The sequence below is a fragment of the Antribacter sp. NEAU-D49 genome, assembly GCF_057158775.1.
Genome location: NZ_JBXTSN010000015.1, coordinates 83,586 through 96,799 on the forward strand (window position 1 = coordinate 83,586; position 13,214 = coordinate 96,799).

The following is a 13,214-nucleotide window of genomic DNA, read 5'->3' on the forward strand; positions in this document are numbered from 1 at the left end:
GGGAGCCAGACTATCTGCGGGCGGCCTCCCGCCCGTCCAGCCCCCGTCGCGACGGACGTCAGAGCCCGTACGACTCGAGGAAGCGCAGCCAGACCTCGCTCACCGTGGGGTAGGCGGGGACGGCGTGCCAGAGCCGGTCGAGCGGCACCTCGCCCACGATCGCGATCGTCGCGGCGTGCAGCAGCTCGCCCGCGTCCGGCCCCACGAACGTGGCCCCCACCAGGACGCGACGCTCGGTGTCGACGAGCACCTGGGCCTCTCCGGCGTACCCGCGGCCGGTCACGGTGGCACCGGCCACCGAGGCCAGGTCGTACGACACCGCCCGGGCGGGCAGCCCCGCGTCGCGGGCCTCGCGCTCGGTGTACCCCACCCACGCGACCTGCGGGCGCGTGAACACCACCTGGGTGCGGGCCACGTGGTCCGCGGTCGCGGCATACCGGCTCCAGCGCGCACCCTCCTGCCCGACGCCGGGGGCCCGGTCTCCCCGCGTCGGCGCGTCCTCCCCGCCGCCGGTCCCGTACCGCGCCGCGATCACGTCTCCTGCCACGCGGGCCTGGTACTTGCCCTGGTGGGTGGTGGGCGCGCGGCCCGTCACGTCGCCGCAGGCGTACAGCCAGCCGCCGGCCACGCCGCGCACCTGCATCGACTCGTCGACGTCGAGCGGCCCGGTGGGCTCCAGCCCGACGGTGCCGACGCCCAGGTCTCCGGTCCGGGGCACGCGTCCCGTCGCCACCAGGAGCTCGGCGGCGGTCACGGTGGCGTCGTCGGCCCCGCCCTCGGTCGAGGACAGGGTCACCGTGACCGTCCCGTCGTCGGCCCGCTGGACCGACCGCGCCTCGACGCCCAGGCGAACGTCCACGCCGGCCTCGCGGAGCGCCGCCGCGACCGCCTCCCCGGCGAACGGCTCCGCCGCGCCGAGCAGGCCGCCGCGCGCCAGGATCGTCACCTGGGCGCCGAGGTCGGCGTAGGCGGTGGCCATCTCCGTGGCGACCACGCCCCCGCCGAGCACCACGAGCGACTCCGGGACGTCCTTGGCCGACGTCGCCTCCCGGCTGGACCACGGCTCTGCCTCGACCAGACCGGGGACCTCCGGCAGCACGGGGACGCTCCCCGTCGCCGCGACGACGGCGTGCCGCGCGCGCAGCAGCCGTCGGTCCTGCGCCGCCCCTGGCCCGGCCTGCTGCCCGGCGTCGGACGCGTCGTCGGGCGGCAGCACCTCCACCAGCCGCTCTCCCGCAAGGCGCCCGTGGCCCCGGACCAGCGTGAGCCCGGCACCCTCGACCCACTCGACCTGGCCCGCGTCGTCCCAGTCGTGCGTCACCTGGTCGCGCCAGGCGAGGACTGCCGCGGGGTCGGGCGCGCCAGGGTCGGCGAGACCCGGGACGTCGCGGACCAGGGCACGAGCGGCACCCGGGCGGAGCAGCACCTTGGAGGGCATGCACGCCCAGTAGGAGCACTCCCCTCCCACCAGCTCGGCCTCGACCAGCGCGACCGTCAGGCCGGTCCGGGAGGCGCGGTCGGCGGCGTTCTCCCCCACGGGGCCGCCCCCGATCACGACGACGTCGAAGAGCTCCTCAGCAGGATCCATGCCGCCATCCTGCCCCGCCGGGCCGAGGTTCACCACGCCCGGGCCGCGCGCCGTCGTCGGGCACCCTGGGCTGTCCGGTTCGAGAACGTCCTCAGGTGCCGCCTCCGCGCCGGAAGCGACACCTGATGACGTTCTCGAGGCGGACCTACCCGGTCAGGCCAGGCCCGCGCGGCGCAGGGCCTCCGCCATCGCCGTGTTCGCCGGGGCGGGCTCGCGGCCGCCGCGGCCACCGGACCCGCCCGGCCGCCCGTCGCGCCCGCCCCGCGGGCCGGAGCCGTCGCGCCGGCCGCGTCCGCCGTCGCCGCGGCCGCCGCCCGAGGAGCCCGCGCCGCCCGACGACGCCCCGCCGGAGCCCGCGCCGCCGCCCGGGACCACCGACACCTCGTCGTCGAGACGCAGGGTCAGGGCGATGCGCTTGCGCTGGAGGTCCACGTCGAGGACCTTCACCTTGACGATGTCGCCCGACTTCACGACCTCGCGCGGGTCGTTCACGAACGACTTGGACATGGCTGACACGTGGACGAGGCCGTCCTGGTGCACGCCCACGTCCACGAACGCGCCGAACGCCGCCACGTTGGTGACCTGGCCCTCGAGGATCATGCCCGGGACCAGGTCGGACAGGGTCTCGACCCCGTCCGCGAACGACGCCGTGGTGAACGCGGGACGCGGGTCACGCCCCGGCTTCTCCAGCTCGGCGAAGATGTCGGTGACCGTCGGGAGACCGAAGGTCGAGTCCACGAACTCCGTGGGCTTGAGGGTCCGCAGGGCGCCCGCGTTGCCGAAGAGCGACCGGACGTCCGCCCCGGCGGCCGACACGATCCGCCGCGCGAGCGGGTACGCCTCCGGGTGCACCGACGACGCGTCGAGCGGCTCCTCGCCCCCCGTGACCCGGAGGAACCCGGCGCACTGCTCGAACGCCTTGGGCCCGAGGCGAGGGACGTTCTTCAGGGCCGCGCGGGAGGGAAAGGCCCCGTTCGCGTCCCGGTAGGCCACGATGTTCTCCGCCAGGCTGGTCGTGATGCCGGAGACGCGGGCGAGCAGCGGGACGGACGCCGTGTTGAGGTCCACGCCCACGCCGTTCACGCAGTCCTCGACCACCGCGTCGAGCGAGCGCGACAGCTTGGTCTCGGTGATGTCGTGCTGGTACTGGCCCACGCCGATCGACTTGGGGTCGATCTTCACGAGCTCGGCCAGAGGGTCCTGGAGGCGGCGCGCGATCGACACGGCGCCGCGCAGCGACACGTCGAGGTCGGGAAGCTCGGCCGACGCGTACGCCGACGCCGAGTACACCGACGCCCCGGCCTCCGACACCACGGCCTTGGTGAGGCCGAGCTGCGGCGCCTTCTTGATGAGCTCCGCGGCCAGCTTCTCCGTCTCGCGCGACGCCGTCCCGTTGCCGATGGCGATGAGGTCGACGTTGTGCTTGGCGCAGAGCGCGCCCAGCTTCGCGAGCGACTCGTCCCAGCGGTTCGCCGGCACGTGCGGGTAGATCGTGTCGGTGGCGACCACCTTGCCGGTGGCGTCCACCACGGCGACCTTCACGCCCGTGCGCAGCCCCGGGTCCAGGCCCATCGTGGAACGGGTGCCCGCGGGGGCGGCGAGGAGCAGGTCGCGGAGGTTCGCCGCGAAGATGCGGACCGCCTCGTCCTCGGCCTCGGAACGCAGCCGCAGGCGGGCGTCGATCCCGAGGTGCACCAGGATGCGCGTGCGCCAGGCCCAGCGGACGGTGTCCACGAGCCAGCGGTCCGCCGGACGGCCCTGCGCCGCGATACCGAACCGGCGCGCGATCTCGCCCTCGAAGCTGGACGGGACGCCGGGCTCGGTGGGCTCCTCCGGCTCGATCGTCAGGTCGAGCACGTCCTCCTTCTCACCACGGAACATGGCGAGGACGCGGTGCGACGGGAGGCTGGAGAGCGCCTGCGAGAAGTCGAAGTAGTCGGCGAACTTGGCGCCCGCCTCCTCCTTGCCCTCGCGGACCTTGGAGACCATGCGGCCGCTGGACCACAGCCGCTCACGCAGCGTGCCGATGAGGTCGGCGTCCTCGCCCATCCGCTCGATCAGGATGGCGCGCGCGCCGTCGAGCGCCGCGGCGGTGTCGGCGACCTCGCCGGTGACGTACGGTGCGGCGGCCTCGGCGGGGTCGAGCGACGCGTCGGCCAGCAGGGCGTCGGCGAGGGGCTGCAGCCCGTTCTCCCGGGCGATCTGCGCCTTGGTGCGCCGCTTCGGCTTGAACGGGAGGTAGATGTCCTCGAGCCGGGCCTTCGTGTCGGCGGTGAGGATCTGGGCGCGCAGGGCGTCGTCGAGCTTGCCCTGCTCCTCGATCGACGCCAGGATCGCCGCCCGCCGCTCCTCGAGCTCGCGCAGGTAGCGCAGGCGCTCCTCCAGCGTGCGCAGCTGGGCGTCGTCGAGCGTGCCCGTGACCTCCTTGCGGTAGCGGGCGATGAAGGGCACCGTGGCCCCGTCGTCCAGCAGGCCGACCGCGGCGGCCACCTGCGACTCCCTCACGCCCAGCTCGTCCGCGATGCGCCGGTTGATGCTCAGCACTGTCCGTTACCTCACCTTCCTGCGAGTCCCGACGCATCCTGCCAGTCAGGTCGTGGGGTTGTCGCATCGTCCGTCGTCGGCCGCGATCAGGTCGCGCCCCGAGCCGATCCGAACTATTCTTCGGATAACCGAAGAATCCTTCGGGTATCCGCACAATAGTTCGGGATAGAGATGGACTGGAACCATCCGGAGCACGTGTTCGGCTCCTCTCTGGACCCTGTCGTCCTGCGCTCACTCTGGGGAACCACCGGCTCGATGACCGGCGCGCAGGTCCACCGGGTTGCGAGGAAGGGCTCGGACCGTGGAGTCCAGCAGGCTCTGCTGCGCCTTGCGGAGCAGGGCATCGTCACGGTGGAACAGGCTGGCCAAGCCCTGCTCTACAGCCTCAATCGCGCGCACTACGCCTTCCCCGCAATCGATGCGGCGTTCAACGCTCTCCGCCCGTGGCAGGACCTCCGTGACGACGTCAAACGCATCGCCGCCAAGCACTTCGAGCTCGCAGGCCCTGAGTCCGAATGGCCTGTCTCAGTCGCGCTCTTCGGCTCAGTCGCACGGAGGGAGGCGAGGCTCGACTCGGACATCGACTTCCTCGTCGTCGCGCCTGACTCGTTCGCGGATCCCGCGCAAGAGCTGGCTGACAGCCTTCGCGACCTGGAGCGCAAGACAGGTCAGCGTGTCCAGGTCTACCTCACCGACCCGGGGCGCCTTCTCCACGCGGTCGAGGTCGACGATCCGATCATCGAGTCCTTCAGGTCAGACGCCGAGACGATCGTCGGACCGGATGTACGTACCTACTTCAGAGGACCCCGATGAGCCCTAAGAGCCCTCCCCGAACGCGTTCGATGTCGACGGGGGATGTCCGAGTCCGCGCGGCCGCCGCCCGCAAGTACCAGGAGGTCGCCGAGCTGGTCATGGGCGAGGACGCCGCCGATCGCCACGTCGCCGGAGCCCTCGCCGTCCTCGCTGCCATCGCGGCATCGGACGCGATCTGCGGTAGCAAGCTGCAGGAGTGCGCCCAGGACCGCGACCACATGCGTGCCGCCGATCTCCTCGAACTCGTGCGGCCGGGTGGCCATGCACACGCGAGCCGCCTACGGAAGATCCTCGAGGAGAAGCAGTCAGCGCACTACGGGACGTCCTTCCTCAGCCCGCAGCAGAGCGCCTTCCTCGTGCGCCACGCACGGACGCTGGTCGACGCGATGGACGAGTACACGGTCTAACTCGAGCCGCGATGTTCGGCAGGAGCGAAACGCACGAATCGAACCACCCGAACGGGCGTTCGGAGCTATACCGTGGTCGACATGCCGATCGAGTTCCGCGCCGTCCGGAAGGTCTATCCCGACGGCACCGTCGCGGTGGACGACTTCAGCCACTTCGTGCCGTCGCACAAGATCGTGGCGCTCGTCGGCTCGTCCGGGTCCGGCAAGACGACGCTCCTGCGGATGGTCAACCGGATGGTCGACCCCACGTCGGGCTCGGTCCTCATCGACGACGAGGACGTGCGCACCCTGGACCCGGTGGTGCTGCGGCGGTCGATCGGCTACGTGCTCCAGGCCGGCGGCCTGCTCCCGCACCGCACGGTGCTCGACAACATCGCCACGGTCCCCGTCCTCTCGGGCACCCCTCGCCGGGCCGCCCGTTCGGCGGCTACCGAGCTGCTCGCCCGGGTGGGGCTCGACCCGTCGCTCGGCCCCCGCTATCCCTCCCAGCTCTCCGGCGGGCAGCAGCAGCGCGTGGGGGTGGCGCGCGCCTTGGCCGCCGACCCGAACATCCTGCTCATGGACGAGCCGTTCGGCGCCGTCGACCCCATCGTGCGGCGCGAGCTGCAGGACGAGCTGCTGCGGCTCCAGGCCGAGCTGGGCAAGACGATCGTGCTGGTCACCCACGACATCGACGAGGCGTTCCGGGTGGCCGACGAGGTGGTGGTCCTGCGCGAGGGCGGCCGCGTCGCCCAGGCGGGCACGCCCAGCGAGATCCTCACCCGGCCCGCCGACGGCTTCGTCCGGGACTTCGTCGGAGCCGACCGCCCCGAGCGGCTGCTCACCACCGTGGACGTGGACGGCCGGCGTCTCGTCGTCGACGCGAACGGCCGCCCGGCAGGCGTGCTGGCGTCATGACCTGGCTCAGCGCGGCCTGGCCACAGGTCGTCGACCTGACCGTGCGGCACCTCGCCGTGTCGGTCCCGGCCATCGTCCTCAGCATCGTCCTGGCGGTGCCCCTCGGCCGGCTGGCGCAGCGGTCGCCCCGTGCAGGAGGCGCGCTGCTGAGCGGCGCGAGCATCCTGTACGCCGTCCCGGCCCTGCCGCTGCTGATCGTCATCCCGGCGGTCCTCGGCATCCCCCTGCGGTCGCCCGCCACGCTGGTCGTCGCGCTGACCGTCTACGGCACGGCGCTGCTCGTCCGCACCGCCGCCGACGCCTTCTCCTCGATCAGCGACCCGGTGCGCCAGGCGGCGGTCTCCCTCGGGCACTCCCCCCGCGCGCTCTTCTGGCGCGTGGAGCTGCCCCTCGCCGTGCCCGTGCTGGTCTCGGGGGTGCGCGTGGTCACGGTGAGCACCGTCGGCCTCGCGACGATCGGCGCCCTCGTGGGCATCCCGAGCCTCGGTTCCCTCTTCACCGACGGGTTCCAGCGCGGCATCACTGCCGAGGTCGTGACCGGCATCGTCACGACCGTCGTGCTCGCGCTCGTGCTCGACGTCGCCTGCCTCCTCGTGGGACGCGCGCTCACGCCCTGGACCCGGCTCGGCGCGGCACCGGCGCTGGGCGTCCTGCCCCGGCCAGGGGGCGGGCGGCCGACGGCGGGCGGGCGCGCCGCGAGCCGCCTCACGACCGGGGAGGCCGCCCGATGAACCTCTTCACCGAGGCGCTCGCCTGGCTCGCCGACCCCGCCCACTGGTCGGGGTCTGCCGGGATCCCTGCCCGTCTCGCCCAGCACCTCGCCGTCACGGTGGCGGTCGTCGCGGCGTCGGCGGCCGTCGCGCTCCCCGTCGGCGTGCTCGTGGGGCACACCCGCCGGGGACGCGCCGTCGTCGTCGCCGTGGCCGGGGCAGCCCGAGCAGTCCCCACGCTGGGCCTGCTGACGATCCTGGGCCTGATGATGGGCATCGGGCTGGAGGCGCCGCTCGCCGCGCTGGTCGTGCTCGCGATCCCGTCGCTCCTGGCCGGCGCGTACGCCGGCGTGGAGGCGGTGGCGCCCGACGTCGTCGACGCCGCCCGCGCGTCGGGGATGAGCGAGGCCCAGGTGATCCGCCAGGTGGAGCTGCCGCTCGCGATGCCGGTGCTGCTGGGCGGGGTCCGGGCCGCCACGCTGCAGGTCGTTGCCACGGCCACCCTGGCCGCCTACGTGTCCGACACCGGACTCGGCCGCTACCTCTTCGCCGGGCTCAAGACCCGCGACTACCCACAGATGCTCGCCGGCGCGCTGCTCGTGATCGCGCTGGCCCTCGTGCTCGAGGCCGTCCTGGCCTCGATCCAGCGTGCCGCCGCACGGGCCGCGGCGCCCACGCACGAACGTCGCGCACGCGCGTGACGAACGAAAGGACACGGATGAACCGCCACACCCTCCGCACGGGCATCACCACCCTGCTCGGAGTCGCGCTCCTCGCAGGGTGCTCGTCCGAAGACCCGCTGACCGAGGAGCCGGCCGGCAGCACGGGCGAGACCATCGTCATCGGCTCCCAGGACTACTACTCCAACGAGATCATCGCCGAGGTCTACGCGCAGGCCCTCGAGGCGGGCGGCTACACGGTCGACCGTCAGTTCCGCATCGGGCAGCGTGAGGCCTACCTCCCGGAGATCGAGGCCGGGAGCATCGACCTGTTCCCCGAGTACACGGGCCCGCTCCTGCAGTACTGGGTTCCCGACACGTCGGCGCGCCTGGCGGACGACGTCTACGCCGAGCTGGGCGAGTCCACCCCCGAGGGTCTCCGGGTGCTCGACCAGTCCCCGGCCACCGACCAGGACGCGTACGTCGTCACGAGCGAGTTCGCCGAGCAGTGGGGCCTGGCCACCATCGACGACCTCGCCAAGGTCACCGAGCCGCTCACCCTCGGCGGCAACTCCGAGGGCGAGACCCGGCCCAACGGCCCGCGCGGCCTGGCCGAGACCTACGGCATCGAGGTGGGCTACACCCCCATCGAGGACAGCGGCGGCCCGCTGACCGTCAAGGCCCTCGAGGACGGTGACATCCAGATGGCGATCATCTACACCGCCGACCCGTCGATCCAGAAGAACGGGCTCGTCGCCCTCGAGGACACCAAGGGCCTGTTCCTCGCGTCCCACGTGGTGCCGCTCGCGAGCGACGACGTGGACGACGAGGCCGCCGCGATCATCGACGAGATCAGCGACACCATGACCGCGGAGGAGCTCGTCGGGCTCAACTCGCGCAGTGTCGAGGAGCAGCTCCCGGCCGCGACCATCGCGACGGACTGGCTGGAGGAGAAGGGCCTGGTCTGACCGGGCCGGGCTCCAGGCAGCAGAACGCCGAGACAGTGCCTCCGTCGGACGGAGGCACTGTCTCGGCGAGGGGGTCAGTGGGTCGTAGCCTTCTCCGACCCGGCGCCCGTGAGCGACCGCACCTCCATCTCGGCGAACTTCTCCGGGTGGTGCTTCTCCTTGCTCAGGTACGTGCCCACGATGCCGAGCACGAAGGCGAGCGGGATCGACACGATGCCCGGGTTGGACAGCGGGAAGATCGCAAAGTTCACCGACGTGTCGAGGATCATCGACGCGGAGGTCCCGTCGGGGTTGACCTTGCCCGACACGACCGGCGAGAAGAGGATCAGGCCGATGCACGAGATCAGGCCGCCGTACATCGACCAGAGCGCACCCGACGTGTTGAACCGCTTCCAGAAGAGCGAGTACACGATCGTCGGCAGGTTGGCCGACGCCGCCACGGCGAAGGCCAGCGCCACGAGGAACGCGATGTTCTGACCGTTGGCGAAGATGCCGCCGACGATCGCCACAGCACCGATGACGACGACGGTCCAGCGTGCGACCTTGATCTCGCCGTCGGGCGCGACCTGCCCCTTCTTGATGATCGAGGCGTAGATGTCGTGCGCAAAGCTCGTCGCGGCGGTGATGGTGAGGCCCGCGACCACCGCGAGGATCGTGGCGAACGCGACCGCCGAGATGATGCCGAGCAGGATCTCGCCACCGAGCGCGAACGCCAGGAGCGGGGCCGCCGAGTTGGCCTTGCCCGGTGCCGCGAGGATGGCCTCCGGCCCGACGAGCGCGGCGGCACCGTAGCCGAGAACCAGCGTGAACAGGTAGAAGATGCCGATCAGCCAGATGGCCCAGACCACCGAGCGGCGGGCCTCCTTGCCGTCCGGCACCGTGTAGAAGCGGGTCAGGACGTGCGGCAGACCGGCCGTGCCGAGCACGAGCGCCAGCGCGAGCGACAGGAAGTCGAGCTTGGACGTCTCGGAGACGCCGTACTGCATGCCCGGTTCGAGGATCGTCCGGCCGGCGTCACCCGAGTTGTCGACCGCGGCCTGCAGCAGGCCGGACAGGTTGAAGCCGTACTTCGCGAGCACCCAGATCGTGATGATGCCCGCACCGGCGATGAGCAGCACGGCCTTGATGATCTGCACCCAGGTGGTGCCCTTCATGCCGCCCACCAGCACGTACAGGATCATCAGCGCACCGACGACAGCGATGACGACGCTCTGGCCGGGCTTGTCCTCGATACCGAGGAGCAGGGCGACCAGGCCGCCCGCGCCCGCCATCTGCGCGAGCAGGTAGAAGAAGACCACCGTGAGGGTCGCGAGGGCCGCAGCCATGCGCACGGGGCGCTGCTTGAGGCGGAACGACAGCACGTCGGCCATGGTGAACTTGCCGGTGTTGCGCAGGAGCTCGGCGACGAGCAGGAGGGCCACGAGCCAGGCGACGAGGAAGCCGATCGAGTACAGGAAGCCGTCGTAGCCGTTGATGGCGATGGCGCCCGCGATGCCGAGGAAGCTCGCGGCCGACAGGTAGTCGCCCGCGATGGCGGTGCCGTTCTGCGGGCCGGTGAAGCTGCGGCCTGCGGCGTAGAAGTCCGCGGCGGACTTGTTCTGCTTCGACACCCGGAAGACGATGAACAGCGTCACCGCGACGAAGGCGCCGAAGATGGCGATGTTGAGGGTCGGGTTACCGATGTCGGTGGCCGGGGCGGCGGCCAGGATGACGGGGCTCATGCTGCCTCTCCCTCGATCTCGTCACGGATGGCTGCGGCGCGGGCGTCCAGCTTCTGGTTGGCCCACCGGGCGTAGATCATCGTGATGGCGAAGGTCGACACGAACTGCAGGAGGCCGAAGATCAGGCCGACGTTGATGTTGCCGATCACCGGCGTGCTCATGAAGTCGTGCGCGTAGGCCGCGAGGATCGCGTACAGGAAGTACCAGACGAGGAACAGCGCGGTCATCGGGAAGACGAAGTTCCGGAAGGTACGGCGCAGACCCTGGAACTCGTCCGAACTCTGTACTCGTTGATAGGCCGTCTCGGCGGGTTCTTCCGCCTGCACGTCGCTCATGACGCCTCCATTGGCTCATGCGGGCCACGCGGCCAACGCGCGGCCGGGCGCGTACTTCGCGCCCGGGGACAATGTGCCGTAGATCACCCTGCGATAGCAAACGTTTGCCACCGCGAGTTTGAATATTTGACCAAGCCGTAACACGGGCGTGCGCGGGCTCAGCCCCGGACGTACTCCAGGTCCGTGATCCCGCGCCCCGCAGCGTGCGCCTTGCGCTCGAAGCTCGTCAGGACCCGCCCCGGGAACCGCGGCGCGGCAGCGCCGGCCCCGTGCGCGTTGCGGAAGTGGCCCGAGGCCTCGATCACCTCGACCATCTGCTCCGCGTACTCCGCCCAGTCCGTGGCGAGCCGCCACGTCCCCCCGGGGCGCAGCGCCCGGGCGGCGAGCTGCGCGAACGACGCGTTGACGAGGCGGCGCTTGTGGTGCCGCGACTTGTGCCAGGGGTCGGGGAAGAACACCCACAGCTCGTCGAGAGAACCCTCGGGCAGGGCGCTGTCCAGCAGCTCGGCGGCGTTCGCCTGCACGAGGCGCAGGTTCGGGAGTCCTTCCTGCGCGAGCTCGCGGCCCGCGCGCTCCGCGCGCACGACGGTCTGCGCCAGACCGGGCTCGTAGACCTCGACGGCGAGGAAGTCGCGGTCGGGACCGGACGCCGCAGCCGCCGCGACGCACTCCCCCAGGCCCGAGCCGATCTCCAGGACCAGCGGCGCGGTCCGCCCGAAGGCTCCCGCGACGTCGAGCTCCCAGCCGCTCTCGACCGAGGTACGGGCGATCGCCCGCGGCACGTCGATCAGGTACGCGTCACGCCGGGTGTCCCAGGCGCGCTGCTGCTTGTCCGTCAGCCTGCCGCTGCGCCGCACGAACGAGACGGGCTGCTTGCGGAAGCGGGACAGGTCGGGGGGCGCGGTCTGACTCACGCATCAAGGGTACGGGCGCCACGCCCGTACCCCCGCGAGATCTAGCCCGCCGTCTTCTGGGTCACGGTGTAGCTGAGCGCGGTGACGCCGCTCTGGTCCGCCGAGACCACGAGGACCTGGTAGTCGTCCTTCTCGAGGAGCCCCATCCCGGTCATGCCCTCCGGCTCGGCGAAGCCCGCGGCGGTGAGCGCGTCACGCGCGGCGGTGGTGGCCTCGTCCGCCGTGCCGTCGTACTCCAGGGCGACGATCCACATCTTGCCCGTGCCCGTGTCGCTGCCGACGCCGTGGGAGATCTTGCCGTCGACGAGCGGGACCACGTCCTCGGGGAAGTCGGCGGGCAGGCTGCCGCCGGTCTGGACGTCCACGTCCTCGCCGGTCTGCTGCTCGACGGCGTTCTCGACCGCACCCTCCACCACGTCCTGCGGGCTGCAGGCGGCGAGCGCCGCCGTGAGGGCTGCTGCGGCGAGGAGGACGGTGGCCCGGCGCACCGGGCGCACGACGCTGCGGTTCATGGTTCGAGGGTCCCATGCGGCCGCCGTCGCCCGCTCCCTCGCACCGGGGTGAATTGCCGGCAACCGATGAGTTCGGCACATGGCCCCGGTCTCTTCTCCCAGGGGCACAGCAGTGCCCGGCAGACCGGCAGAGGAGTCACCATGACCGACCCGAAGACCGCCACGCTCGACGTCCCGGGCGCCGTGCTCACCTACGACGTGCGGCCCGCCGAGACGGCAGGCGACGAGACGCCCCTCCTCCTCGTCGGCTCGCCGATGGGCGCGGCGGGCTTCACGACCCTCGCGACCCACTTCACCGACCGCACGGTGGTCACGTACGACCCGCGCGGCATCGAGCGGAGCACGGTCGAGGCGGGCACGTCCCCCGCCACACCGCACACGCACGCCGACGACCTGCACCGGCTCGTCGCCGAGCTGGGCGGCGGACCGGTGGACGTCTTCGCGTCGAGCGGCGGCGCGGTGAACGCCCTCGCCTGGGTCGAGGCCCACCCGGATGACGTGCGCACCCTCGTGGCGCACGAGCCGCCGGTCCCCCGGGTGCTGCCCGACGGCGACGCGGCGCACGCAGCCATGATCGACATCCACCGGACGTACCTGGCCAAGGGTCTGGGGCCCGCGATGGCGCAGTTCATCACCATCGTGTCGCACGAAGGACCGATCCCCCAGGACTGGGCGGAGCAGAACACGCCTGACCCGGCCATGTTCGGGCTGCCCACCGAGGACGACGGCTCGCGCGACGACGTGCTCCTCGGCGTGAACCTGGCCACGCTCCCCGGCTACGTCCCGGACACCGACGCGATCCGCGCCGCCGGGACGCGGGTCGTCGTCGCGCGCGGCGAGGAGTCCGGCGCCCAGCTCGCCGCCCGTGGCGCCGACGCCGTCGCCGCGCTGCTCGGCACGGAGCCCGTGCTCTTCCCCAGCGACCACGGGGGTTTCCTGGGCGGTGAGTACGGCCAGACGGGCGAGCCCGACGCCTTCGCCGCCCGCCTGCGCGAGGTGCTCTGAGCGGCAGGCGACGAGCCCGCGAGAGCCGAGCGGCCGGCGTCGGACCAGGGGGCCCGACGCCGGCCGCTCACCTCCGCGACCAGGTCGCCGAGGCCGTGGCTACTTCTTGGGGGCCGTCGTGAAGTACGACGGCGACGCCGT

13 protein-coding genes are annotated in these 13,214 nt (G+C 72.1%); 7 read left to right on the forward strand and 6 right to left on the reverse strand.

What is annotated here, in order from left to right:
- Positions 1 to 58: 58 nt before the first annotated feature.
- Together AC060K_RS13080 and AC060K_RS13085 are read right to left on the reverse strand one after the other, a co-directional pair.
- The gene (locus AC060K_RS13080) at positions 59 to 1,588 is read right to left on the reverse strand and encodes a dihydrolipoyl dehydrogenase family protein (RefSeq protein WP_483765831.1); all 1,530 of its coding nucleotides are present in this window, start codon (positions 1,586 to 1,588) and stop codon (positions 59 to 61) included.
- 153 nt (positions 1,589 to 1,741) lie between these two features.
- Entirely contained in the window at positions 1,742 to 4,132 is a 2,391-nt protein-coding gene (locus AC060K_RS13085; protein WP_483765832.1) for a Tex family protein, read from the reverse strand.
- Positions 4,133 to 4,303: 171 nt separating this feature from the next.
- Here AC060K_RS13085 and AC060K_RS13090 point away from each other — a divergent pair, with 171 nt between their 5' ends.
- The 6 genes from AC060K_RS13090 to AC060K_RS13115 all read left to right on the forward strand — a co-directional run bounded on the left by AC060K_RS13090 (position 4,304) and on the right by AC060K_RS13115 (position 8,586).
- Complete coding sequence (locus AC060K_RS13090; RefSeq protein ID WP_483765833.1) at positions 4,304 to 4,945, forward strand: nucleotidyltransferase family protein; 642 nt, start codon at positions 4,304 to 4,306, stop codon at positions 4,943 to 4,945.
- A gap of 29 nt (positions 4,946 to 4,974) precedes the next feature.
- A complete protein-coding gene (locus AC060K_RS13095) occupies positions 4,975 to 5,352 on the forward strand; it encodes a hypothetical protein (protein WP_483765834.1) in 378 nt (125 codons plus the stop codon).
- Between the two features lie 81 nt (positions 5,353 to 5,433).
- Positions 5,434 to 6,249, forward strand: a complete 816-nt coding sequence (locus tag AC060K_RS13100) for an ABC transporter ATP-binding protein (RefSeq protein WP_483765835.1) — start codon at positions 5,434 to 5,436, stop codon at positions 6,247 to 6,249.
- Complete coding sequence (locus tag AC060K_RS13105; RefSeq protein WP_483765836.1) at positions 6,246 to 6,980, forward strand: ABC transporter permease; 735 nt, start codon at positions 6,246 to 6,248, stop codon at positions 6,978 to 6,980. Before AC060K_RS13100 ends, AC060K_RS13105 begins: the two co-directional genes overlap by 4 nt.
- The gene (locus AC060K_RS13110; RefSeq protein WP_483765837.1) at positions 6,977 to 7,660 is read left to right on the forward strand and encodes an ABC transporter permease; all 684 of its coding nucleotides are present in this window, start codon (positions 6,977 to 6,979) and stop codon (positions 7,658 to 7,660) included. Before AC060K_RS13105 ends, AC060K_RS13110 begins: the two co-directional genes overlap by 4 nt.
- Before the next feature lie 17 nt (positions 7,661 to 7,677).
- The gene (locus tag AC060K_RS13115) at positions 7,678 to 8,586 is read left to right on the forward strand and encodes an ABC transporter substrate-binding protein (protein WP_483765838.1); all 909 of its coding nucleotides are present in this window, start codon (positions 7,678 to 7,680) and stop codon (positions 8,584 to 8,586) included.
- Positions 8,587 to 8,660: 74 nt separating this feature from the next.
- Here AC060K_RS13115 and AC060K_RS13120 read toward each other — a convergent pair whose 3' ends face one another.
- The 4 genes from AC060K_RS13120 to AC060K_RS13135 form a co-directional block, all read right to left on the reverse strand.
- Positions 8,661 to 10,307, reverse strand: coding sequence for a solute symporter family protein (locus AC060K_RS13120; RefSeq protein WP_483765839.1), 1,647 nt, complete (start codon positions 10,305 to 10,307; stop codon positions 8,661 to 8,663).
- Positions 10,304 to 10,642: a DUF485 domain-containing protein gene (locus AC060K_RS13125; RefSeq protein ID WP_483765840.1), complete on the reverse strand. Its 339-nt coding sequence runs from the start codon at positions 10,640 to 10,642 to the stop codon at positions 10,304 to 10,306. Before AC060K_RS13125 ends, AC060K_RS13120 begins: the two co-directional genes overlap by 4 nt.
- 158 nt (positions 10,643 to 10,800) lie before the next feature.
- Entirely contained in the window at positions 10,801 to 11,556 is a 756-nt protein-coding gene (trmB, locus tag AC060K_RS13130; RefSeq protein ID WP_483765841.1) for a tRNA (guanosine(46)-N7)-methyltransferase TrmB, read from the reverse strand.
- Between the two features lie 41 nt (positions 11,557 to 11,597).
- Positions 11,598 to 12,068, reverse strand: coding sequence for a hypothetical protein (locus AC060K_RS13135; protein ID WP_483765842.1), 471 nt, complete (start codon positions 12,066 to 12,068; stop codon positions 11,598 to 11,600).
- A 141-nt stretch (positions 12,069 to 12,209) separates the two neighbouring features.
- Between AC060K_RS13135 and AC060K_RS13140 the strand changes: the two genes are divergently transcribed.
- A complete protein-coding gene (locus tag AC060K_RS13140) occupies positions 12,210 to 13,073 on the forward strand; it encodes an alpha/beta fold hydrolase (RefSeq protein WP_483765843.1) in 864 nt (287 codons plus the stop codon).
- The last annotated feature ends 141 nt before the right edge of the window (positions 13,074 to 13,214 follow it).